Below are 22,700 nucleotides of genomic sequence, written 5' to 3'. Positions count from 1 at the left end.
TTCAGGCGATCTCCGGCTGACGAAGGCGGGTTTCGATCCGTTGCAGGGCCAGGCTCGACTGCCGTTGCAGGCCGCCGTTCCAGTTCAGTCGTGGCGGGGCCTGGTGGCCCAGTTGCAGTGGGCCGGCGCCCCGGATCAGCAGCACCAGGGTGCAATCCAGGTCGGGGCCGAAATACAGGGCATACAGGCTGGCAAGCAACGGATGGGTTTCGCCGTTGGGCAGCAATCCGCTGGCCTGGGCTGCGCTCAATGGGCCGAGGGTCAGACGCACGCCGGCATGCTCGTCCCAGACCCGGGTGCCGGCCACGGCGCTACGACCCAGGCGCAAGTTGCGGCCGCCCGGTTGCAAGCGGCTGCGGCTGGCCGGCGGGATCTCGCGCCAGCCGCCTTCATAGGCGGTCAGTTCCACTGGCAGACCGAACTGCTCGCGGACAATGGCCGCGAACCCGGCCAGGGAGCGGCGGCCGTCGGCGTACAGCGCGGTGCACGCCAGCGCGGCGGAATCGGGGGCGGCCTGGCGTTCCTGCAAGGCCTTGGGCAGCAGGCCGGTCAGGGCGCGCAATTGTGTCTGCACGGCGGAGGCGCCCGGGGGAGTGAAGCCCAGAGCAATGCGATGCTTGCGCATCACTTTGTAAAGCAGGCTGAGCAGCCGGTGCTGGAACAGGTCGAGAAATTCCGCCGGCGCATGGTCCCGCGCCCGTGCCCGCTGTTGCAGCCATTCCTGATAAGCGTAGGGCAACGGGCCGTCGGGGCCACCGAGGCCAAAGATCGGCGTGGTCAGCACGGGGGGCGAACCGGGTTCCTGGCTCAGGTTCTCGACTTCGCTGGCGGCGAACAGCGGCGTCAACGGTCCTCGCAGGCGCAACGCTTCGGCGTGGGGCGCGGTGCCGCTGCCCAGAGGCTCGGCCTGGGGATGTTCGCGCTCCAGCAGCAACAAGGCCTGGAGCCATTCGAAACGCTGTGGATCGCGTCTCAGGCGCTGGCTCAGGTTCAGAGCGTCAGGGGTTTGCCGGCTTGGGGTTGCCATGTCTTAACCTCCCTGTCGGACTGAACCAGCACCGTGCGCACGAAGCGATTGGCGGTGGCATAGAGTGAGAAGAACTGCGCCAGGACGCCGGAGAACAGCACGGCGCTGCTGCCGACGAAATGCTGCGGGTCCAGTTGCAGGCGTACTTCCAGGCCATTGCGCCAGCCACGCCAGGCATCTTCACCGACATGGGCGATGACCCGGTCGCAACCCAGGCCCATGACCCCTTCGATCTGGCGGTGGGCACTGGCCTCGTCCCGCAGGTTATGCAGCTCCAGAATCTCGCGCAGCGCATCCAGCGCCTGGGGGCCTTCCACCAGGGACAAATGGTTGAGGGTCAATTGCGACACCAGCCGCCAGCGCGATTCACCATTCAGGCGCGGCAGACTCTGCGGGCTCGGCGGGTTGCGCAGGCGGGCCCAGGCCACCGGGCCCGGACGCTCGAAGCCCAGCGGCGTGCCCGCCGGCAGGCTCTGGGCCAGGTGTCGGCTGGTGCACAGCAATTCGGCGGTGAGGCTGTAGTCGCGGGTGTCGGCGAGCGGGTCGAGCTGGGTGTCCACCAGGCTGACCAACAAGTCGGTGCCCAGCCGGTTCGGGCTCATGCCGCTGACCCGCCGTGCATGCCAATAGCAGTGCTGGTCGTTGCCGTGCTGGCTGCCGTAATAGGTCGGCACTTTACGCACGCCCTGGCTGGACGTGGCACGCACGGTGCGGATGCTGTGGATCTCGACACTGTTTTCCCGATGACTGTCGGCCACCAGCCGATATTCGCTGCGGGTGCCGTCAGGGCGCAGCGGCTCGCTGGTCCTGGGGAAGAGATTGATCACCGGCGTGCAGCCCAGGGCGATGTCGCTGGCCTGGAGCGGCAGGCGATTGGCGGGGGCGCGATCGAAGACGATGTACAGGTACAGGGACGAGCTGTCGCTGGTCGCTCCGGCCAGGGGCAGGTCGAAGAAACCGAACTTGTCGGGGAAGGCAAAGTATTCCGCCAGCAGGCGCATGCCCGGATGCACGCCATCCTCATCCGGCAGCAGGGCTTCGTCGCTGGCGAAACCGACGATCCGCGGCAGGCCGGCCAACGGTTCCGGTACGCTGCCCGGCGAGCCGGCCAAGACCTTGACCGTGTGGGCGCCGAGCAGGTCGTACAGCCAGGCGTTGATCATTGGCGAGGCCGCCAGGTGCACCCGCAGGGTGTCGATCCCCAGCGTCGACCATTGGCGCTCGCCCAGGCATCGCAGGTTCAGGCGCAAGGCTGAGCGCGCCTGGACCACCCCGGTCAGCGCCTGGGCCTCGTCACTGCCCAGCAACAGGGCTTCGCTGACTTCCAGCGGCCACAGGTGCACGGCGGCGGTGGTGCGAAAGTGAATGCTCTGACCCTTGTCCGTGGTGACGAACAAGGGCGTGTCCCGGGGCAGGGGATAGCCGTCGTCGAGGTTGCCTTTGCTCGGGTCGGGCTCGAACTGCACGATTGCGCACGAAGGCAACGGGCGCATGGCCAACGGATAGAGCTGTTCGAGCAGGGCATCGCTGAATTCGGCGTAGTCGTCGTCCAGCCGGCGTTGCAGCCGGGCGGACAGCAGGGCGAAGCCTTCCAGTAGTCGCTCGACGTGCGGGTCCGGGCATTCGCCGGGGGACAGCTCCAGGCGTCGGGCAACCTTGGGGTAACGTTCGGCGAACAGGCTTCCGGCATGACGCAACCAGGTCAGTTCGCGCTGGTAGTAATCCAGCAGTTGCGGATCAATCGAGTCGCTCATGTCGCACCTCAAGACCGTCGCCGGCGTGCTCGATGACAAACGCCACGGGCCATGAGTGCGGGTCGCCACGCAGCACCCCCAACAGCCGTATGCCCAGTTGTTGTGGGTGGCCCGGTACCGGGACGACCTGGACCTCGCCCAGTTGCAGGCGGGGTTCGAAATGGCTGATGGCCTGGTGTATTTCCCGAGTCAGCAGGCGCCGGTCATCGCTGCGTTGCTGTTGCAATGCGGTCCAGTCGGCTATGCCGTAGTCCAGAATGCTCGGCGGTTCGGTCAGCGCCTGGGGGCCGCGTCGGGTGTTGAACAGGCGATGCAGTTCGGCGTGGACCGAATCCTGCAGCGCCTGCCGGTCGAACACCCGGCCATGTTCATCCGCCTGGCTGGCCAGGCGTTCGAACAGCGGCGGGCGAAGCCCGAAGCCAGTCATCAGGGCAGTGTCCCTACTTGGTCATCTTGTTGGCCGCCAGGTCCCAGGTCGTGCCCGCCGTGCCTTCCTTGGTGCCGTCGTCTTTCTGGGCGGTGAGTTCCCATTTGATCTTGGTGAAGTTCAGCGACAGGGTTTCCACCGGCTTGCCGCCCGTGCCGCCGCTGACACTGACGTTGGACAGTACGACGTTGGTCAGGGTGTAGACGATGAAGGGCATGATTTTGCCGCTGCCTTCGGCAGCATTGCGTCCGATGGTGATGACGGCTTGCGGGATCGGTTTGCCGGCGCAGCAATATTCGTTGAGGGAAGGGGTGGAGCTGTCGATGAATTTGGTCAGGGTGAACTCACCGATATGCGGTCGACCCGAGGTGCGCTCCGAGTTGCTGACGTCGTTGGTGACTTGCATCGCCACGTTGTGGCTGTAGGACATGACCTCGATCTTGTCCGTGAAACCCTCCAGCAGGCTGTCGCCCTTGATGTCGCCGCCGAGGTCGAGAATGATTGCATCCATGGTGTGGAACTCCAGAAGAAGACAAATGGGGGGTACCCAATACCGCTAAAAACGAACGCCGAACCCCTGTGGCGAGGGGGTTTATCCCCGCTGGGCTGCGTAGCAGCCCCTTGAACAGTCAGCTCAATCTCTCGAATAGACCGAGTTGCCGGGATTTTGGGCCGCTTCGCGCCCCAGCGGGGCGGTGCGACGTTTCGATAAATCCCCTCGCCACAACGAGCATCCTCGCCTCAGGTTTCAGCGGTCAGGCAGCAACCGGTGGCGGCAGGGTCGCCACCAGGCGGATCGAGGCGGTCAACTCCTCAAGCTGGAAGTGCGGTCGCAGGAACACCGTGGCGTTGTAGGCTCCGGGCTTGCCGGCCACTTCCGTCACGTCCACCCGCGCCTCGCGCAACGGGTACTGCGCCTTGATCTCCTGGGGCGCGTTGTCGTTGATCAGCACGTAGTCGGCGATCCAGTTGTTGAGGTAGGTCTGCACGTTGTCGCGGGTCATGAAGCTGCCGACCTTGTCGCGCATGATCACCTTCAGGTAGTGGGCGAAACGCGAGGCCGCGAGTACGTAGGGCAACATCGCCGAGATCCGCGCGTTGGCATTGGCCTCGTTGGTGTTATAGACCTTGGCCCGGTTGGTGGTCTGGCCGCCGAAGAACACCGCGATGTCACTGTTCTTCTTATGGCACAGGGCGATGAAGCCCAGGTCATTGAGCTCCTTCTCGCGGCGGTCGGTGATCGCCACCTCGGTCGGACACTTGAGGGACAGGTCTCCGGAACTGGTGCGGAAGGTATGGGCCGGCAGGCCTTCCACCGCGCCGCCACCCTCGGCACCGCGAATCGCCGCGCACCAGCCATATTTGGCGAAGGCCTCGGTGATGCGTTGCGACAGTGCCCAGGCCGCGTTGCCCCACAGATACTTGCTGTGGTCGGTGCCGTTGACGTCTTCGACGTAGTTGATGCCTTCCACCGGCCGGGTGTCCGGGCCGTAGGGCAGGCGCAGGAGGAAGTGCGGAAGCACCAGGGACACGTAGCGCGAATCTTCGCTTTCACGGAACGAGCGCCACTTGATCAGTTCCTGACTCTCGAAAATCTTCGACAGATCCCGGGGCACTGCCAGTTCGGTAAAGCTGGTCATGTCGAACAAGCGCGGGCTGGCGGCGGCAATGAACGGGGCATGGGCCGCGGCGGCAACGTTGGAGAGTTTCTCCAGCAGGCCGATGTCCTGCGGGTGTCGGCCGAAGGTGTAGTCGCCCACCAGCAGGCTGAACGGATGCCCGCCGAAGGTCCCGTACTCTTCCTCGTAGATTTTCTTGAACAGCGCGCTCTGGTCGAATTCGACGGCTTTTTCCAGATCGTTCTGCAGCTCTTTCTGGGTGACGTTGAGCAGGCGAAGTTTGAGCCGGGTGCTGGTTTCGGTGTTCTGCACCAACAGGTGCAGGCCGCGCCAGGACGCTTCGAGTTTCTGCAGGTCGGGGTGGTGCAGCACTTCGTTGAGCTGGGCGCTGATCAGTTGGTCGATCTGGCTGATGCGGTCGTTGATCATCGCCACGGTGTCCTTGTCGATGGCCATGCCTTCGTCGAGGACCTGGGTGGCGAATTCGGCCAGCATGTCGCGGGCGTAGTCCTGTTGGCTGTCGTCATGGGCCATACGGCCTTCGGCGATGATCTTGTCCAGCAGGGACAAGGTCTGGGTCGTGCTCTCGCTGGTTTGAGCGCTGGATGAAGCAGGCATGGCTTTATCTCCCTTGAGTGATGAGCACGATCAGGCCTGTGGTTCGGCCGGAGCCGGATCATCGTTGGCGGCCACGGCCGGCAGCTCTTGCGGCGCGTCCTGGGGCCGGGCCGACTTGATCTCTTGCAGGCCTTCGGTGTTGACGATCACGTCGCGCAGCAATTTGTCCAGGTCATCGTTGCCGTCGAGTTTGGTCAGCAGGTCGCGCAGGCGCTGACGGGCTTCGAACAGGCGGCGCAACGGCGTGACCTGTTCCACGACCTTGACCGGGTCGAAATCATCGATGTGGCGGAAGTTGAGTTCGATGTTGAGCTTGCTGTCGTCGCCGCTGAGGGTGTTGTTCACCTGGAGCGTGGCGCGAGGGGAGATCGAGGCGAGCACTTCGTTGAAGTTGTCGCGATCGATTTCCGTGAAGCGCCGTTCGTTCAGCTTGGGCAGCGGGTCCAGTGGCTTGCCCGAGAGGTCGGCCAGAATGCCGACGACCAGTGGCAATTCTTTCTTTTCGATGGCGTTGCCGATTTCCACGTCATAGGTGATCTGGACGCGGGGAGGGCGGACTCTGTCAAGCTTGTGCTGGGTACTTTCTGCCATGGCGGCCGACTCCGATTGCATGTGGGGGAGCAATGCATCGGGAGGCCCGCTCATCGCATTCCCTTGCTGATCCGCAGGTTGCAAATGGAGAGCAGAAAATCTGTCATTCCCTTGACGAACCTGGTGCATTCGACCGTGCAGGTCGAACTACCCAAGAAGCTAGAACAGGTCTATAAAAATGCAAGCAAAAACAAATTTTGACCGCGACGAAAAGGAAAATTCATTTTGCGTGTTTTTTTTTACGGATTTTTTTTCAGCATGGCGCTCAGCGGTTGCTCGCTCTTTGCGCCAAGCGTCGACCTGGACAGCCTGACCCTCGACGTCGCGTCCGGCGCCAACGACAACACGCCCATTGCCGTGGATTTCATCGCCGTGAATGATCCTGAACTGCTCAAGCAACTGTCGGCTATCACTGCCAGCCAGTGGTTCGCCGAGCGCGAACAGTTCCAGCGCGACTATCGTCAACTCATGTCGGTGTGGGGGCTGGAGCTGGTCCCGGGGCAGTTCATCGACCGCCAGCCCTTCCCACTGGAGGGCCGGCGCGCCGCTGGACTTTTGGTCTTCGCCAGCTATAACACTCCCGGAGCCCACCGGCTCCGGCTGGACGATCAGCGCAAGGCCTGGCTGAAGTTCGACAGTCGTGAGATGAGCCTCGTCGATGATGGCCAGCTCAATGCAAGTCAGCCTTGAATGACCGCGGGCCGCCTTGTGCGGCGACACTGGGATGTCGAAGGGAGTCGTATGAGTCTGTTACCTGACGCGGTGTGCTGGCATGAGGGCATGCAACTGCTGCCCCAACATTTTCAACTGCAAGGGCTGCGCGCCGAGGCCCTGGCTGCGCATGTCGCGGCTGCCTGCAATCCCTGGTTCTGGGGTGTCAGTCAACTGGAGGTCGATCCTTCGGCCCTCAGCGCCGGCCAGGTCCGGCTGCTGCAATTGCAGGGCACCTTGCCGGACGGCTTGCCGGTCAATCTTCAGGCCGGCGTCGGGCCGACCCTGGAGCTGGATATCACCGAGGCGGTCAACAAAACCGACGATGCTACCGTCACCGTCTACCTGGCGATCAGTCCGCTCTGGCGTGCCGGGCAATTGCTGCCGCTCAAGGGGCGCCTGCAATCGGTGGTCGGTGATGCGCTGCCGGATCTCACCAGCGGCGAGTTTCCCGAGTCCATCACCGTCTGGCGCCCGAATCCGAGGCTGTGCACGCAACTGAGCAAGGCCGATTCGATCTGCCTGCCGCTGCTGCGCATTCGCAAGGACGGCGGCGGCTTTCTGCGTATGCCCTATACGCCGCCCACGCCGGTACTGTTGCCTGAATCGATGCTCGGCCGGCGAGTGGCCGGGCTGTGTGCCCGGGCCCGGGAAAAGTGCCTGTTTCTCGCCGGTCGGCTGCGCCAGGCTCAGGCGGCCGGCAACCAGGACGATGCGCTGGAGATCCGCCGGCAGATGACCGCCTTGTGGGCGCGCCTGCCGGAAGTCGAAGGCAGCCTGAACACCCGGGTGGCGACTCCCCAGGCGCTGTACGGTTTGTTGCTGGGCCTGGCCGGTGCCTGGTCGGCCCTCGACCCGCTGGCCGGCGTACCGGCGTTTGCACCACTGGATTTCCTCGAGCTGCAACGCGGTTACGAACCGCTGCTCGAGTGGCTCGACACCACCCTGGAACTGGTCCGTGCCGGTTATCGCAGCCTGGCCTTCGAGCGCAATGAGCAGGTGTTCTCCATCCAGTTGCCTGACGATCAGCCGAGCCAGCGTCTGGTGATCGGGCTGCGCATGCCCAACGGGGCCAGTGAGCAGGCCGCCGCCGATTGGTTGCGCGGTGCGATCATCGCGTCCGCGCCCCATGTCCTGCTGTTGAGCCGGCAGCGCATGAGCGGGCTGCCGCATCAGGCCATGAGCCGCAATGAGCAGGTGGCCTACAGTGTGGGCGACGATACCCGGTTGTTCGTGGTGGCTGCCAGCGGCCAATGGTTCGACGGGCAACTGCCGTTGCACATCGTGGCGCCGGCTTCGACCCAGGCCAGCAGCCCGTGGCAAGTCGTGTTGTTTGTCCCGCAAGTCGGTGAAAGTGCCTGATCGCAAAAGGGGAGTCGTATGCCTGACGGAAGTGGCGGGGCGGTCCGGGGTCTGCATGAGGCGCCGCTGAGCAGCGCGTTTCGGCAGGCCTGGTTGAAGTGGTTCCAGGAGTGGCAGGACTTGCCCAAGGACAACGATTCCGCGGCCCTGGTCAGCCGGGTGGTGGAGTTTTCCGGACGTAGCGCCCAACGCTTGTGGCGGGTGGCCTTTGCCACCGTCGGCGACTCGGCTACAGAGCAGGTCAAGGCATTGGTCTATGCCTTCGTCGCCCTGGTGGACGAAACCTTGTTGTTCACCCCCTGGCCGGGGCAACTGGCATGGCAACAGCATCCCCTTGAATCGCGCATGTACTCCAGTCGCCAGGCTGGCGAACGGTTGCCCTCGGCCATCAAGAAACTGCTGGATGAGCAGATGCCCGGTACCCGGGACCTGGCAAACGTCTACCTGCAATGCCTGATCCTCGGGTTCCAGGGGCGATTGCGCGGCGAGCCCGGTCAACTACAGCATGAGAAATGGCGCGCGGCGCTGTTCACGTTCGCCTGGCAGCATGACCCGGACTATGTCGACGTCAGTCAGCGCCTGGCAATGTCTGCGTCGGCACCGCCGGTACGCATGCCGGCGCAGACATCACTGCCGGACGGATTGCGCCTGGGGCTGGCGATCATGGCGATGGTGTTGCTGCTGACCGGGCTGGGGCATGTGTTCTGGCGCGACATCCGCTCGGAGCTTGAGCCGGTGTTGCAATTGAACGAGTCGGTGGTTCAGGAGCAGGACTCATGAGTCCCTTGAGCATCATCGCCGTGGTGGTGCCGGTCATCGTCGTGGTACTGGTGATCGCGGCGCTGATAGGGTGGCTGCGGACCCAGGGTGGAGCGGCGATTCGCAGTTTCTACGGGGCGGTCCGCCGCATGGAGCAGGAGCAGGGCACCCGGGATCGCTACCAGATCCCTTGGCTGTTGATGCTCGGCAACGAGACCGACGGGGCCCAGCTGTGCACCCAGTGGCATTTACAGGCGACGGACAAGGCCGCGTGGTTCGGGCGCTGGTGGTCGGATGCCGAGGGTGCGGTGCTGGTGGTGCCCCAAGCGTTGTTCCTGCCCGATGAAGGCATGAACCGGCAACGGGGCAATTGGTGGCGGCTGTTGGGGCTGATCCTGCGGCTGCGCAGCCGGCGTCCGATAGACGCGGTGATCTGGACCGTGCCGTTCGGCAAGCTCGACGACATCGAACATACCACCGAGTTGAGCCTCAAGGTCCGCCGCTGTTTCATTGACCTGTTGCAGCGGTTCGGCCTTAGTCTGCCGGTGTACGTGGTGATTACCGGGATGCAAGAGCTGCCCGGTTTCCAGGAACTGGTCAGCGCGCTGCCCACCGAGGCCCGGGAAGCGACGCTCGGCTGGTCATCCCCGTATTCACCCGATGCGGCATGGCAGTCGCATTGGAGTGACCAGGCGCTGGACCAGGTCAATGCCGCACTGTCGCAGTCGATTATCGAAATCGGTGCGCTTTCAGGGCAGTTGAGCGGCGATTTATATGGGCTGCCGGAGCGCTTCGAAAGGTTGCGGCGGGCCTTGCAGATCCTCTTGGAACCCGTCTTCCAGGGCAATGCCCAGGGCGAGGCGCCACGCTTTCGCGGCGTCTACTTCACCGCGACCCAGGCACCCACTGTTACCGGGGACGGTTTTGCCGCCAGCGACAAGGTCTTGTGTCAGACAGTGTTCGCCCGGCAGCTGTGGGCGCGCCGTTTCGTTGCCGAACGCGGCCTGGCCCAGCCCGTGCCGCGCCTGCTGCGTTTGCGCCAGCGCTGGCATCGACTGGCCGGTGTCGTCGCGCTGGTGGTCGGGCTGGTCTGGTTGGGGGGCATGCTTTGGGTCTGGCACGATTCGGTGGAGGAGGCCGAGGAGCTGTCGCAGTTGATTCTGCACACCCATAAGAATTACCTGGTAGTCGACCCTGACCAACCGCAGTTGGAGCCCACCCGCTACAACGTGCAAACCTATTGGAACATGCTGGAAAAAGCCCCGAGCTGGCGCTACGTCGCAGTGGTGTTTCCCACCTCGTGGTTCTCTACGGTGGACGCGCAGTTGGAGGAAGGCTTGCGCCTGACCGCCCGGCATCACTGGGTATTGCCCTTGCGTGACCTGTTGGCGTCGGACCTGGGGCAACTCCAGGCCATCCGCAACACCGAGCGGCGGGGCAACGTGGAAAGCGAAGACCCGGCGCAATGGCAGAGTTACGTGAAGGCCAAGGATCTGGTGGAGCGTGCCGTGCGCCTCGAACAGCAGAACCAGATGTTCAGCCAGTTGGTGAGCAATCCCAAGGCACCGCTGGACGAGTTGGTGCAATTGAGCAATAACGCCTTGTCGCTGAGTCTCAACGCCGGCACGCTGAGCAAGGCGCGGTTCTACAACCGGGTGCTGTTCAATGCACAAGGCGCGGGTTTACCAGGGCAGGACTTGCAGGGGCTGGACCTGAACGCGGCGCGTACGGTGATCGGTGATAACTTCACCGGCCTGATGCAGCGCTGGCTGGATCATTACTTCCTGGCCGACAACTTCGTGCGCCAGGCCGGTTATCTCAAGCTGCACCTGCAACGGTTGGAGGCGGGGAGTGGCAACTCGCTGAGCGAACTCGAGGACCTGATGGCGCTGGTCGACGACTTGCAGACCCTGGTCAACCTGACTAACGCGGCCTGGGGGCGAGGCAAGGGCCAGGACCTGGTTCCCGGTTACACCCAGATGATGGACAAAGTCAGCCACAGCACCTTGCTGGGGCCGGAGCTTGCGCAGGACCTGGAAAGCCAGGCGGCGAAGCTGCAACAGAGCTTTCGCGACCAATGGATCGTCCAGACTGGCTCCCGGGACAATCTTCTGGTCCAACAGGGCAGTGGCTTGCTGGTGTTGCAGGAGCATGTCACGGCCCTGGATGACGCGGTGAAAGCCTTGTTCAAGCGTGACTTCGTGGCATTGGCGTTGCAGAAGGATCCATCTGGCAACAGTTCCAATGCCATGGGACAGGGCGGTGGCAGCGACGACTTCAGCGTCGCCCTGAACTATTTCGCCAGCTACAAGAGCTACGCCAACGAGGAGCTGCCGCGCATTCCACCGGACTACCGTGATGCGCTCATACAGGCGGCTGAAGGCGCTGCGGCCCGGGCGATGTGGCTGAGCCTGGATGAAAGCGAGGAGCAGCTGCCGGGCATGGGTTTCAATGTCCAGACCACCCAGGCCGTCGCGCTGCAAAAGGCGTTCATGGACGTGCACCGTGCCGACCTGGCGATGCGCTTCCAGCGGCTGCTCAACCGTCGCGCCCTGGCGCAGATCAAGAGTGGCCTGGATGAAATCGAAGCCCAGCCACTGTTCAGCCAGCGAGCCGATGTACAGCGCTGGGATGGCTCGAAGAATTTCGGTTTGCAGCTCTACGGGGCCAGCGATCCACAAGGTCTGAAACTGAGCCTGAACCAGCAGTTCGACGCCATGGTGCAGATCGCCGAGCAGCGAATGCCGGCCCTGGAATGGTTGATTATCCAGCAGGACGACCTCTCGGCCCTGGAGCACGACCGGGTGTCGCGGTTCATGGCCATCAACGACGAGTTGCTCAAGTACAAGAGCCAGAACCCGGCCAGTTCGGCGGCGCAACTGGAGCAGTTGGTGAGCCGGGATTTCAACCAGATGGACACTTCGTCCTGTGCGCAGATCTTGCAGACTTCCAACCTGTCCGGCGGTCGTGGTGACCTGGCCCAGCGCGCCGTCAGCTTGCAACAGGGGGCCCTGCAACGGTGTCTGTACCTGCAACAGAATCAGGCCGCGACAGCCTGGAACGACGTGGCCAACTACTTCAACCAGTACCTGGCCGGGCGCTTTCCGTTTTCCCAGGACCTGCGGGCCAGTGACGCCGACCCGGCGCGGGTGCAGCGTTTGCTGGAACTGATCGACACACGCTTGCCCCTGGCCGAGGCCGGGCTGGCACTGAGCCAGACACCGGAGCGCCTCGCCGCCGAGAACTTTCTCAACCGATTGAAACAGGCCGGTACCTGGCTGGGGCCGCTGTTCGTGCGGGACAAGAGCGGCATTCTCGGCGTGGAAATGGATGTGCGCTGGCGCACCGATCGCAACGAGGAGCGTGGCGCCGACCAGGTGATTGCCTGGGGACTGAACGCCGGTAACCAACAGATCAACTACCCCGGTGACGCCCAGCAGAACCTGCGCTGGATGGTCGGACAACCCGTGCGGCTGACCTTGCGCTGGGCCCGCAACGGTTACCAGCGACCGGCCAACGATCCATTGCAGCCGAACCTGGTGGTGCGCGACCTGGAGGCCGGTTGGGAATACCAGGGGCCGTGGGCGTTGCTGCGCCTGATGCGTTCGCTGGTGTCGGTGCAACGCCAGCCGAATGTCGACTACACCGATTTCCCGCTGACCCTGCAACTGCCGGTAACGGGCCAGATTCCATCCCTGAGCCCGGCCCAGGCCCAGCTCCAGGCCCGGACAACGCAACAAACGATGATGTTCATGCGCCTGTCGTTGATGAGTCAGGGCTCGAAGCTGCCGCTGTCGATGCCACCGCTGCCGACCCAGGCGCCCCGTTCACCTTTCATGGCACCCTCGTCGAGTCCCGCCATCGCCACCCGTGAGGAAGGCCTGTGAGCGTACCTGTCTCCCCCTTGCCCGAGCTGATCAGCCAGTTGCTCGAACCGGTCAGCGCCGAATCGCCCTGCGGACAGGACCTTCGCTATGAGCCGGAATACGATCAACTGCGGGAGCTGCGCCGAGAAGACGACACCAGCCTGCCCACCGGGGTGTGGCAGTCCCAGATCAAGCGTGCCCAATGGCCGGAGCTGGAAAAGCTCGCCACCACGCTGCTGCTTGAGCGCAGCAAAGACCTGATGATCAGCGCCTGGCTGGGGGAAGCCTGGCTGCACCTGGCCGGGATGGAGGGCTTGCCGGGCAGTCTGGCGCTGGTGGCGGGCCTGTGTGAACGCTATCCCGATCAACTGCATCCCCAAGCCGATGAGGGCGACCAGTCGTGGCGGGTGATCCCGCTGGAGTGGCTGGCCCGGCGCTACAGTGAGGTGTTGTTGACGCGGGTGCCGCTGTTCAATGGCCGCGACTCGTCCTTCGACGGCTTCAGTCTGGACGACTGGCAACGCTTGCAGCGTCAGCAAGTGCTGGCCAACGACAGCAAGAATGCCAAGGCCTCGACGGAAGCGGCGCGCAGTGATCAGAAGAAGCTCAATGAACTGATTCGCGGCACGCCGTTGTCGTTCTGGCTGCATCGCCAGGGCAGTCTCATGTTGAGCCGCCAGCACTTGCAGCGGCTCGAAGCCTGGAGCGACGCCTACCTGGGCAACCTGGCCCCGGGCTACAAATCCCTGCAGGACGTGATACAAGCCTTGCTGGCACTGGTAGAGGAGTTCATCGCGATGCATCCACAGCAACCCGGTAACGTGCCGGTGCAAGCATCACCCGCGGTCGCGCCGTCGACTGTCCAGGCCCAGGCAGGTACAACGCCTGCCCAGGTCTTCCAGGAACCGGCCAGTCGCGAAGAGGCCTACCGGCAATTGTTGGTCATCGCCGGCTACCTGTCGCGCACCGAACCCCACAGCCCGGTGCCTTACTTGATCCGGCGGGGGGTGGAGTGGGGCAACAAACCGTTGAGCGAGCTGCTGGGGGAACTGATCAGCGCCGATGCCGAGTCCCGACGGTTGTGGACGTTGTTGGGGGTTCTCTGAGTTGTGCTAGTACAGGCGAATGGCTTTTGTGGCGAGGGGATAAATCCCCTCGCCACAGGTTCGGTGTCAGTTCTACAGCTTTGTAATCAACTCGGCTCGGGCATTGGCACCGGTGTCAGCACGGGTTTGCCGGAAAAGAACGCATTCAGGTTCTGCCCCACCAGCTCCACCGTGCCTCGGGTCGCTTCCGGCGACAGGCCGGCGACGTGGGGCGTCAGGACCACATTGGGCAGGTGCTTCAGGGCGTCGGGCACTTCGGGCTCGTGATCGAATACGTCCAGGGCCGCTCCGGCGATGCGTCGATGTTCCAGGGCGCTGATCAGCTCATCAGTGGCGACCACGCTGGCCCGGGCGATGTTCACCAGGAAGCCTTTGGGACCCAGGGCATCGAGGGCCTGCTTGTTGATCAATCGTCGGGTGTCGAGCCCTCCAGGCGTGGCGACGATCAGGAAATCCGAAACACGGGCCAGCTCCGTGGGCGTAGCGCAGAAGGTGTAGGGCACATCGTTGCGCACCTGCCGGCTGTGGTAGCTGACGCTCATGTCGAAGCCCAGGGCCGCGCGCTTGGCAATCGCCATGCCCACCGCACCCAGGCCCAGCAGCCCCAAGCGTTTGCCGGCCAGGGAAGGGCGCATGACTTTCGTCCATTCTCCGCGGCGTATACAAGCGTCGGCTCGGGGGATGTCGCGCACCAGCGCCAGCAATAGCGCCATGGCGTGGTCGGCCACCGAGGACGCGTTGACCCCGGCACCGTTGGTGACCACGATGCCGCGGTTCCGGGCAGCCTGAAGGTCCACCTGCTCGTAGCCGGCGCCGATCACGCAGATGATCTGCAGGTTGGGCAGGGCCGCCATCTCGTCGGCTGTCAGGCCCAGGGGGCCACGGGTCAGCACCGCATTGAACCGCTCGCCATGCTCGAAAATCGCTGCCTTGCGTTCGGCCGGCGTTGGCGCCAATTCCAGGTGATAACCCTGGCGTTCGAGGATCGGCAGGTATTCGTTGACGGTTTCAACCAGTACCAGGACGGTTGCGGTCATGCTGGGCTCCTGTGGGCACTTTTGGTGATGCTTGTGTATTCAACTTGATTGTAGGAGCCGAAGGCAGAGGTCTTTGGCTTTTTATGCTCATTTCTGTCTGGCTTCGTCCGTGTGGGAGCGGGCTCGCAATGGGCTGAGCTGATCCGCACCACCGCTCCTCAGCTAAGTCTTTGCTTCTGCTGGTTAATCCCGGACAATCGCGCCCCTGTTTCGGCCAGGACGCTGCCTGTCGGGTTTTTCCGACTCGTCCCGGCCGGGTGCATATGACCGGAAAGCGGAGATCCGACCGGATGAATGATCAGGCCAATAGCGTCGAAGAGCGCTTTGAATCGACAGCCCCAGCCACCCTCAGCCAATGGAGTCGCCAGGACACGACCTGGATGCTGGGTCTGTTTGGCACCGCCATCGGTGCCGGGACGCTGTTCCTACCGATCAATGCCGGCCTGGGTGGTTTCTGGCCGTTGCTGATCCTGGCATTGCTGGCATTTCCCATGACCTTCTACGCGCACCGGGGCCTGACCCGTTTCGTGCTGTCTGGCCGTAATGGTGCGGACATCACCGAGGTGGTAGAGGAACATTTCGGCATCAAGGCTGGCGCGTTGATCACCCTGCTGTACTTCTTTGCAATTTTTCCGATCCTGCTGATCTACAGCGTAGCGCTGACCAACACGGTGGGCAGCTTCCTGGAGCATCAATTGCATATCCAGCCGCCTTCCCGTGCGGTGCTGTCCCTGGTGTTGATCCTGGGGCTGCTGGCGGTGGTGCGCTGTGGCGAGCAGGTGATCGTCAAGGCCATGAGCCTGATGGTCTACCCGTTTATCGTTGCGCTGCTGTTCCTGGCGGTGTTCCTGGTTCCGCACTGGAGCGGCGGTATCTTGAGCACTGCGTCCACGCCGCCGGCCCCTTCGGCGCTGCTGCATACCCTTTGGCTGGCGATTCCGGTGATGGTGTTCTCGTTCAACCACTCGCCGATCATCTCGGCGTTCGCGGTGGACCAGAAACGTCGCCACGGAGACGGTGCCGAGGAGCGCAGTGCACAGATCCTGTCCCGCGCCCACGGGTTGATGGTGGTGATGGTGCTGTTCTTTGTGTTCAGCTGCGTGCTGACCCTGTCGCCGGCGCAACTGGCCGAAGCGAAGGCGCAGAACCTGTCGATCCTGTCGTACCTGGCCAACCATTTCAGCAACCCGACCATCGCGTTTGCGGCACCGTTGATTGCGTTCGTGGCGATTTCCAAGTCATTCCTGGGGCACTACATCGGTGCCAGTGAAGGTCTCAAGGGGCTGATCGTCAAGAGCGGCCGGCGCCCGGCACCCAAGACCCTGGACCGCCTGACGGCGGTGTTCATGTTGTTGGTGTGCTGGGTCGTCGCCACGCTCAACCCCAGCATCCTCGGCATGATCGAAACCCTGGGCGGCCCGGTGATCGCGGCCATCCTGTTCCTGATGCCGATGTACGCCATCCGCAAAGTCCCGGCCATGGCCCGCTATCGTGGCCAGGCGTCCAACGTCTTCGTGGTATCTGTGGGGCTGGTGGCGATTACCGCGTTGGTCTATTCCCTTACGGCTTGACACCACAACTCCCCTGTGGGAGCGGGCTTGTTCGCGAATGCGGTGGGTCAGTTGCGGTGATGCTGGATGTGCCGCCGCCATCGCGAGCAAGCTCGGCTCCCACAGGCTCTGAGGTGTTCTCGGGAATTGTGTTCACCCCAGATCCTCTGTGGGAGCGGGCTTGTTCGCGAATGCGGTGGGTCAGTTGCGGTGATGCTGGATGTGTCGCCGCCATCGCGAGCAAGCTCGGCTCCCACAGGCTCTGAGGTGTTCTTGGGAATTGTGTTCAGCCCAGATCCTCTGTGGGAGCGAGCCTGCTCGCGATAGCGGCGGCCCGGCTTGCATCAAAAGCCCAGGCATAAAAAAACGCCGCCCCTCGCAAGAAGGGCGGCGTTTTCAGTCGAGCGTCGAAGCCTTAGGCTTGGACGACCGGGATGTTGGCGTTTGCAGCCGCTTCACGGAACTCGGCGATCTGGTCGAAGCTCAGGTAGCGGTACACGTCCGCTGCCATGCTGTCGATCTTGCCGGCGTATTCCATGTACTCCTCGACGGTCGGCAGGCGACCCAGGATCGATGCAACGGATGCCAGCTCGGCCGAAGCCAGGTAGACATTCGCGCCGTCGCCCAGACGGTTCGGGAAGTTACGGGTCGAGGTCGACACCACGGTGCTGTTCGGCTCGACGCGTGCCTGGTTACCCATGCACAGCGAGCAGCCTGGCATTTCCATGCGTGCGCCGGCTTTGCCGTAGATACCGTAGTAGCCTTCTTCGGTCAGTTGGTGAGCGTCCATCTTGGTCGGCGGCGACAGCCACAGACGGGTTGGCAGCTGACCCTTGACCTGATCCAGCAACTTGCCGGCAGCGCGGAAGTGACCGATGTTGGTCATGCACGAACCGATGAACACTTCGTCGATCTTCTCGCCAGCAACGCTGGAGAGCAGGCGGGCGTCGTCAGGATCGTTCGGCGCGCAGAGCACTGGCTCGCTGATGTTGGCCAGATCGATTTCGATGACTTCAGCGTATTCGGCGTCGGCATCGGCTTCCATCAGCTCAGGGTTGGCGATCCAGGCTTCCATCGCTTGGGCACGACGTTCCAGGGTGCGGGCATCGCCGTAGCCTTCGCCGATCATCCAGCGCAGCAGGGTGATGTTGGACTGCAGGTACTCGGTGATCGACTCTTTCGACAGCTTGATGGTGCAACCGGCAGCCGAACGTTCGGCCGACGCGTCGGACAGCTCGAAAGCCTGTTCCAGTGTCAGGCCTTCCAGGCCTTCGATTTCCAGGATACGGCCGGAGAAGGCGTTTTTCTTGCCTTTCTTCTCGACAGTCAGCAGACCGTTCTGGATGGCGAAGTAAGGGATGGCATGAACCAGGTCACGCAGGGTGATGCCAGGCTTCATCTTGCCTTTGAAACGCACCAGGATCGATTCCGGCATGTCCAGCGGCATGACACCGGTGGCAGCGGCGAACGCTACCAGGCCGGAACCGGCAGGGAACGAGATGCCCATCGGGAAACGGGTGTGGGAGTCACCACCGGTACCGACGGTGTCCGGCAGCAGCATGCGGTTCAGCCAGGAGTGGATGATGCCGTCGCCCGGACGCAGGGAAACGCCGCCACGGGTCATGATGAAGTCGGGCAGGGTGTGGTGGGTGGTCACGTCGATCGGCTTTGGATACGCCGCGGTGTGGCAGAACGACTGCATCACCAGGTCAGCGGAGAAGCCCAGGCATGCCAGGTCCTTCAGTTCGTCACGGGTCATTGGACCGGTGGTGTCCTGGGAACCCACGGTGGTCATCTTCGGTTCGCAGTAGGTGCCAGGACGCACACCGGCTACGCCACAAGCCTTGCCGACCATCTTCTGCGCCAGGGTGAAGCCCTTGGTGCTTTCGGCCGGTGCTTCAGGCTTCTTGAACAGGTCGAACGGTGGCAGGCCAAGCTCGGCACGTGCCTTCTCGGTCAGGCCACGGCCGATGATCAGCGGAATACGGCCGCCGGCGCGGACTTCGTCCAACAGGACCGGGGTCTTCATTTCGAAGGTGGTGATGACTTCGTCGGTACCGTGCTTGCAGACCTTGCCGGCATGCGGGTACAGGTCGATCACGTCGCCCATGTTCATGTTCGACACGTCGAATTCGATCGGCAGGGCGCCGGCGTCTTCCATGGTGTTGTAGAAGATCGGAGCGATCTTGCTGCCGAAGCAGAAACCACCGGCACGCTTGTTCGGCACGTACGGAATGTCGTCGCCGAAGAACCACAGCACCGAGTTGGTGGCGGATTTACGCGAGGAACCGGTACCGACCACGTCACCGACGTAGGCGATCGGGAAACCCTGGCCGCGCATTTCTTCGATCTGCTTCATCGGGCCGGTCTTGCCTTGCTCGTCCGGAACGATGCCGTCACGGGCCATTTTCAGCATGGCCAGGGCGTGCAGCGGAATATCAGGGCGCGACCAGGCGTCCGGGGCAGGGGACAGGTCGTCGGTGTTGGTCTCGCCGGGAACCTTGAAAACGCGCAGGCTGATCTTGTCGGCCAGCACCGGACGCTTCTTGAACCACTCGCCGTCAGCCCAGGACTGCAGCACGGCCTTGGCGTGGACGTTGCCGTTCTTGGCTTTTTCAGCCACGTCGTGGAAAGCATCGAACATCAGCAGGGTGTGCTTGAGTTCTTCGGCGGCCACTGGCGCCAGCTCGGCGTCGTCCAGCAACTCCACCAGGGTCACGATGTTGTAGCCGCCCTGCATGGTGCCGAGCAGTTCAACGGCGCGCTTCTTGTCCAGCAGAGGGGATTGGACTTCGCCCTTGGCCAGGGCGGAGAGGAAACCGGCCTTGACGTAGGCGGCTTCGTCGACTCCAGGTGGAACGCGATTGGTGATCAGGTCAACGAGAAAAGCTTCTTCGCCAGCCGGGGGATTCTTCAGCAGCTCGACCAGGCCTGCGGTTTGTTCGGCGTTGAGCGGCTGGGGAACGATACCCAGTGCTGCACGCTCTTCGATATGTTTGCGGTAGGCTTCAAGCACAGTATTACCCTCATCAGTGGTCCCAAATGGGTGTCCGGGACGCTCATCCAGAAACCCGCGGTACTCATGCGCGTCGGGGGCTTTTTGGGCCTCCACGCCAGGGTTTCCGGGGTTCCTCACAGAAGCTGCTTTCAAAGTTTTACGCCTGCAGAACGGGGAGCTGATGAGGGTTGGCGTTGGGCTTTCCCCGCTGGAAAGACCCTTCGCCAACACCGCTCTGAAGGAACGACTGTGCTCGTGACGCTTTGAAAACAGCTTCTAACGGACATTGGCGCCTTAAAAGGCTGGCTGATTCTACGGGAAAAAAAAATTAAAGGTAAGTTGGGCCGGGAAGTTTGAGGGGTGATCAATCTTAGACAAAGGGCTAACATGCCGGCCTGTCCTGCTTTTGCGTGTGCGTTCCGTTATGCCCAACCAGCTCATCAAGACCCCTTGCGTCGGCCTTTGCTCCACTGTCTACGGTGACCTGGTGTGCCGTGGCTGCAAGCGCTTCCACCACGAGGTGATTCACTGGAACGGCTATAACGAGGACGAGAAACGCGCGGTGTGGATGCGCCTGGAGCAATTGCTGGTGCAGGTCATGGTGGCGAAGCTCGAGGTGTTCGACCCCGGGCTGCTGCGCGAGCAACTGGTCGCGCGCCAGATCCGCTTCGTGGCGCACCAGTCGGAATACTGCTGGGCCTATCAGTTGATCGCCCGGGGCGCCCGGGTGATCAACAACCTCGAAGCCTACGGCATGGTGCTGCTGCCGGAGTTTCGAGACTGGGAACTGCCGGACCTGCGCGATGCCATCGATCGGGAGTTTTTCCTGCTGTCCGAAGCCCATTACCAGCGCTACATCGCGCCGGGGTTCCTCAAGGATGCGATGGGGCGCTGACGCTCCGCCAGGGATCCTGCTGAAACACTGTGTGGCGAGGGGATTTATCCCCGTTGGGTTGCGAAGCAGCCCCCAACGGTGTATCAAACAGCCGAAGGCGGCGCGCTACGCATGCCAGCGGGGATAAATCCCCTCGCCACAATGGTCAATGACGACTCACTTCAGCTCTTCACCGCCAATTCCACCAGATGATCCTCCACCTCCTGGGGCTTGAGCACCAGCACATCGCTTTCCAGGGTATCGAGCACCGCTTCGGCGGTATTGCCGATCAGCACCCCGGACAGCCCGGAGCGGGCCACGGTGCCGATCACGGTCACCGCCGCCTGCAGCTTGTGCGCCATGAATGGGATCAATACGTCCGCCGGGCCTTCCTCGATGTGCAGGTGCTGGTCGTCGATGTCGAACTCCGCCTGGAATGAGCGGCACTGTTCGCGATAGCGGGCCTCGATGGTTTCCTTGAGCTGGAACGTCGGATCGGCCGCCGAGAGCATGGGCGAAGGGTGGGCGCTGATGACATGCAGGTGGGCCTTGGCAAGACGAGCGATGTCATAGCCGTGGTCGATGATGGTGGTGTGCAGGTGCCGGTGCTCACCGTCGGCATTGCCCACGTCAACGGCGGCCAGGATTACTTTGTCCCGCCAGGACCCTGCGGTTTTCACCAGCAACACCGGCGACGGGCAATGGCGCAGCAGTTTCCAGTCCGTTGGTGTCAGCAGAGCTTTCTTGAGCGGGCTGTCCGGGAAATGCTGCTTGATCACCAACCCGCAGCCTTCGGCTTGCTGCACGTCGATGATGGTTTCGTAGAGGCTTTCGTTCCAGGCCTGTTCGGTGGTCACGCTGTAGCCATCTGCCAGCAGTGCGGCTTTCAGCACGCTGAGCATGCCGGCATGGTCGTGCTGTCTGTCGCATACCAGCAGATGCAGGTGGGCCTGGGTCACGCCGGCAATCAACTTGGCGCGTTTGAGCGCCAGGCTTTCCGAGTGTTCGGGTTCGATGATCACCAGGATACTGCGAATGGCTTGCATGATCGTTGTCTCCAGCGATGAAAAGGCGTGGCGTTGCTCAACTATAGTTCTAGTTGTTATGAAGCGTCGTCGACTTGATGCATATCAACAGCGGTGACTGGTGGTCTGGGGGCAGGCCGGTATAATCGGCGCCCTTCGCTCGACTACCTTTTGCCCGTGAGCCCCATGATCCTTCCCGAAATCCACGAATTCCTTGGCTGCCGCACTCCCGATGCCTGGATCCAGGCCGCGTTGGCCGATCAGGAAACGCTGCTGATCGACCACAAGAACTGCGAGTTCAAGGCCGCCAGCACGGCCCTGAGCCTGATAGCCAAGTACCATTCCCACGTCGATTTGATCAACATGATGTCACGCCTGGCTCGGGAGGAACTGGTGCACCACGAGCAAGTCATGCGCCTGATGAAAAAGCGCAAGGTCGGCTTGCGCCAGCTCTCCGCCGGGCGTTACGCCTCGGGCCTGCGCAAGGTGGTGCGCAGCCACGAGCCGGTCAAGCTGGTGGATACCCTGGTGGTGGGGGCGTTCATCGAAGCCCGCAGCTGCGAGCGTTTCGAGGCGTTGGTCCCGCATCTGGACGAAGAACTGGGCAAATTCTATTTCGGTCTGCTGAAAAGCGAGGCCCGGCATTTCCAGGGCTATCTGAAACTGGCCTGCCAGTATGGCGATGCCAGGGACATCGCCCAGGTGATCGACAAGGTGCGTGAGGCCGAGCGGGACTTGATCGAGTCGCCCGATGTGGAGTTTCGTTTTCACAGTGGCGTGCCGGCGTTGTAGTGCGGCGTTGTCGGTACTGACGCCATCGCGAGCAGGCTCGCTCCCACAGGGGGAATGCGTTTCCATGTGGGAGCGAGCCTGCTCGCGATGGGGCCTTAAGCCGTCAACCCCAGGCGCTCATGCCACTGGGCGATGGATTCCTCGGGGTAAACCTCGAACCGCTGGTCGCCCGGATGCGCTTCGACTTCAACCCAGGGGGCTTTGGAACCAAGCATCAGGTGGGTGTGCTCCGGCGGAACCGGCAGCGGCGTGTCGATGGCCGAGGCGAAAGGGTGAATCAGTTCCGGCCATTCGGGGCTGAACAGCCATAATCCGGAACCGCAAAGAGAGCAGAAATGCCGTTCGGCACTGCTGCGGTGGGCGCGTTTATCGCCTTCGTTCTTGAGTCGCGCATGGTAGATCGAGATGTGCCGGCGACCGCGCACCTTGAGGCTGCGGGCATCGCCGCCCAGGTTGATCGCAAAACCACCCCCGCCCTGGGTCTTGCGACAGATCGAGCAGTAACAGCGCTGGTAAGGATAGGGGTGGGCACAGGTCAGGCTGAATGACACCTCGCCGCAATGGCAGGAACCTTCGAGCTGCAT

At 62.8% G+C, this 22,700-nt stretch carries 18 protein-coding genes; 8 read left to right on the top strand and 10 right to left on the bottom strand.

What is annotated here, in order from left to right:
* Position 1 precedes the first annotated feature (1 nt).
* From tssG to tssB, 6 genes are all read right to left on the bottom strand, one after another.
* Positions 2–1,027, bottom strand: coding sequence for a type VI secretion system baseplate subunit TssG (gene tssG / locus QZH45_RS18185; RefSeq protein ID WP_024776591.1), 1,026 nt, complete (start codon positions 1,025–1,027; stop codon positions 2–4).
* A complete protein-coding gene (gene tssF, locus QZH45_RS18180) occupies positions 991–2,781 on the bottom strand; it encodes a type VI secretion system baseplate subunit TssF (protein ID WP_024776586.1) in 1,791 nt (596 codons plus the stop codon). Before tssF ends, tssG begins: the two co-directional genes overlap by 37 nt.
* The gene (tssE, locus tag QZH45_RS18175; RefSeq protein WP_024776585.1) at positions 2,765–3,208 is read right to left on the bottom strand and encodes a type VI secretion system baseplate subunit TssE; all 444 of its coding nucleotides are present in this window, start codon (positions 3,206–3,208) and stop codon (positions 2,765–2,767) included. The genes tssF and tssE overlap by 17 nt, the downstream gene beginning before the upstream one ends.
* A gap of 13 nt (positions 3,209–3,221) precedes the next feature.
* Complete coding sequence (locus QZH45_RS18170; protein ID WP_024776584.1) at positions 3,222–3,719, bottom strand: Hcp family type VI secretion system effector; 498 nt, start codon at positions 3,717–3,719, stop codon at positions 3,222–3,224.
* A gap of 244 nt (positions 3,720–3,963) precedes the next feature.
* Positions 3,964–5,445, bottom strand: a complete 1,482-nt coding sequence (gene tssC, locus QZH45_RS18165; protein WP_024776583.1) for a type VI secretion system contractile sheath large subunit — start codon at positions 5,443–5,445, stop codon at positions 3,964–3,966.
* A 30-nt stretch (positions 5,446–5,475) separates the two neighbouring features.
* On the bottom strand, positions 5,476–6,036 hold the full coding sequence (gene tssB / locus QZH45_RS18160) for a type VI secretion system contractile sheath small subunit (protein WP_024776582.1): 561 nt from the start codon (positions 6,034–6,036) through the stop codon (positions 5,476–5,478).
* A 258-nt stretch (positions 6,037–6,294) separates the two neighbouring features.
* Between tssB and QZH45_RS18155 the strand changes: the two genes are divergently transcribed.
* Genes QZH45_RS18155 through tssA form a run of 5 tightly spaced genes read left to right on the top strand, consistent with a single transcriptional unit; the run spans position 6,295 to position 13,840 of the window.
* The gene (locus QZH45_RS18155; RefSeq protein WP_050593774.1) at positions 6,295–6,726 is read left to right on the top strand and encodes a hypothetical protein; all 432 of its coding nucleotides are present in this window, start codon (positions 6,295–6,297) and stop codon (positions 6,724–6,726) included.
* 51 nt (positions 6,727–6,777) lie between these two features.
* Positions 6,778–8,109, top strand: coding sequence for a type VI secretion system baseplate subunit TssK (tssK, locus tag QZH45_RS18150; RefSeq protein ID WP_024776580.1), 1,332 nt, complete (start codon positions 6,778–6,780; stop codon positions 8,107–8,109).
* 18 nt (positions 8,110–8,127) lie between these two features.
* Positions 8,128–8,889, top strand: a complete 762-nt coding sequence (locus QZH45_RS18145) for a DotU family type IV/VI secretion system protein (protein ID WP_024776579.1) — start codon at positions 8,128–8,130, stop codon at positions 8,887–8,889.
* A complete protein-coding gene (locus QZH45_RS18140; RefSeq protein WP_069018272.1) occupies positions 8,886–12,755 on the top strand; it encodes a type VI secretion system protein in 3,870 nt (1,289 codons plus the stop codon). The genes QZH45_RS18145 and QZH45_RS18140 overlap by 4 nt, the downstream gene beginning before the upstream one ends.
* Positions 12,752–13,840: a type VI secretion system protein TssA gene (tssA, locus tag QZH45_RS18135; RefSeq protein WP_053191081.1), complete on the top strand. Its 1,089-nt coding sequence runs from the start codon at positions 12,752–12,754 to the stop codon at positions 13,838–13,840. The genes QZH45_RS18140 and tssA overlap by 4 nt, the downstream gene beginning before the upstream one ends.
* 86 nt (positions 13,841–13,926) lie before the next feature.
* On the opposite strand, the gene QZH45_RS18130 is transcribed toward tssA, so the two are convergent.
* Positions 13,927–14,877 (bottom strand): 2-hydroxyacid dehydrogenase, encoded by a 951-nt coding sequence (locus QZH45_RS18130; protein WP_055136238.1) that lies wholly within the window; start codon positions 14,875–14,877, stop codon positions 13,927–13,929.
* Positions 14,878–15,167: 290 nt separating this feature from the next.
* Here QZH45_RS18130 and QZH45_RS18125 point away from each other — a divergent pair, with 290 nt between their 5' ends.
* Positions 15,168–16,448, top strand: a complete 1,281-nt coding sequence (locus QZH45_RS18125; protein ID WP_024776575.1) for a serine/threonine transporter — start codon at positions 15,168–15,170, stop codon at positions 16,446–16,448.
* A gap of 394 nt (positions 16,449–16,842) precedes the next feature.
* On the opposite strand, the gene acnB is transcribed toward QZH45_RS18125, so the two are convergent.
* Positions 16,843–19,443 carry a bifunctional aconitate hydratase 2/2-methylisocitrate dehydratase gene (acnB, locus tag QZH45_RS18120; RefSeq protein ID WP_024777016.1) on the bottom strand — a complete coding sequence of 867 codons (2,601 nt, stop codon included), beginning with the start codon at positions 19,441–19,443 and terminating at the stop codon, positions 16,843–16,845.
* A 406-nt stretch (positions 19,444–19,849) separates the two neighbouring features.
* Here acnB and QZH45_RS18115 point away from each other — a divergent pair, with 406 nt between their 5' ends.
* Positions 19,850–20,320, top strand: a complete 471-nt coding sequence (locus QZH45_RS18115) for a DUF1289 domain-containing protein (protein ID WP_024777015.1) — start codon at positions 19,850–19,852, stop codon at positions 20,318–20,320.
* A 161-nt stretch (positions 20,321–20,481) separates the two neighbouring features.
* Here QZH45_RS18115 and QZH45_RS18110 read toward each other — a convergent pair whose 3' ends face one another.
* A complete protein-coding gene (locus QZH45_RS18110) occupies positions 20,482–21,345 on the bottom strand; it encodes a universal stress protein (protein WP_024777014.1) in 864 nt (287 codons plus the stop codon).
* A gap of 165 nt (positions 21,346–21,510) precedes the next feature.
* Here QZH45_RS18110 and QZH45_RS18105 point away from each other — a divergent pair, with 165 nt between their 5' ends.
* Complete coding sequence (locus QZH45_RS18105) at positions 21,511–22,116, top strand: tRNA-(ms[2]io[6]A)-hydroxylase (protein WP_053191087.1); 606 nt, start codon at positions 21,511–21,513, stop codon at positions 22,114–22,116.
* A 95-nt stretch (positions 22,117–22,211) separates the two neighbouring features.
* On the opposite strand, the gene QZH45_RS18100 is transcribed toward QZH45_RS18105, so the two are convergent.
* Complete coding sequence (locus QZH45_RS18100) at positions 22,212–22,700, bottom strand: GFA family protein (RefSeq protein ID WP_055136047.1); 489 nt, start codon at positions 22,698–22,700, stop codon at positions 22,212–22,214.

Origin of the sequence: Pseudomonas corrugata (assembly GCF_050920615.1) — a bacterium.
In the GTDB taxonomy this organism is placed as follows: domain Bacteria; phylum Pseudomonadota; class Gammaproteobacteria; order Pseudomonadales; family Pseudomonadaceae; genus Aquipseudomonas; species Aquipseudomonas corrugata.
The sequence above is the reverse complement of the archived record's forward strand: the minus strand, read 5'-3'. Positions and strand labels throughout refer to the sequence as shown.

Bases quoted from the DNA above. Each gene is read 5' to 3' on its own strand.
- QZH45_RS18140 (WP_069018272.1), top strand. From the start codon at position 8,886: ATGAGTCCCTTGAGCATCATCGCCGTGGTGGTGCCGGTCATCGTCGTG.
- QZH45_RS18100 (WP_055136047.1), bottom strand. From the start codon at position 22,700: ATGCAGCTCGAAGGTTCCTGCCATTGCGGCGAGGTGTCATTCAGCCTG.
- QZH45_RS18105 (WP_053191087.1), top strand. From the start codon at position 21,511: ATGATCCTTCCCGAAATCCACGAATTCCTTGGCTGCCGCACTCCCGAT.
- QZH45_RS18110 (WP_024777014.1), bottom strand. From the start codon at position 21,345: ATGCAAGCCATTCGCAGTATCCTGGTGATCATCGAACCCGAACACTCG.
- QZH45_RS18130 (WP_055136238.1), bottom strand. From the start codon at position 14,877: ATGACCGCAACCGTCCTGGTACTGGTTGAAACCGTCAACGAATACCTG.
- tssE (WP_024776585.1), bottom strand. From the start codon at position 3,208: ATGACTGGCTTCGGGCTTCGCCCGCCGCTGTTCGAACGCCTGGCCAGC.
- tssC (WP_024776583.1), bottom strand. From the start codon at position 5,445: ATGCCTGCTTCATCCAGCGCTCAAACCAGCGAGAGCACGACCCAGACC.
- QZH45_RS18170 (WP_024776584.1), bottom strand. From the start codon at position 3,719: ATGGATGCAATCATTCTCGACCTCGGCGGCGACATCAAGGGCGACAGC.
- QZH45_RS18155 (WP_050593774.1), top strand. From the start codon at position 6,295: ATGGCGCTCAGCGGTTGCTCGCTCTTTGCGCCAAGCGTCGACCTGGAC.
- tssF (WP_024776586.1), bottom strand. From the start codon at position 2,781: ATGAGCGACTCGATTGATCCGCAACTGCTGGATTACTACCAGCGCGAA.
- tssG (WP_024776591.1), bottom strand. From the start codon at position 1,027: ATGGCAACCCCAAGCCGGCAAACCCCTGACGCTCTGAACCTGAGCCAG.
- QZH45_RS18115 (WP_024777015.1), top strand. From the start codon at position 19,850: ATGCCCAACCAGCTCATCAAGACCCCTTGCGTCGGCCTTTGCTCCACT.
- QZH45_RS18125 (WP_024776575.1), top strand. From the start codon at position 15,168: ATGAATGATCAGGCCAATAGCGTCGAAGAGCGCTTTGAATCGACAGCC.
- QZH45_RS18145 (WP_024776579.1), top strand. From the start codon at position 8,128: ATGCCTGACGGAAGTGGCGGGGCGGTCCGGGGTCTGCATGAGGCGCCG.
- tssK (WP_024776580.1), top strand. From the start codon at position 6,778: ATGAGTCTGTTACCTGACGCGGTGTGCTGGCATGAGGGCATGCAACTG.
- tssB (WP_024776582.1), bottom strand. From the start codon at position 6,036: ATGGCAGAAAGTACCCAGCACAAGCTTGACAGAGTCCGCCCTCCCCGC.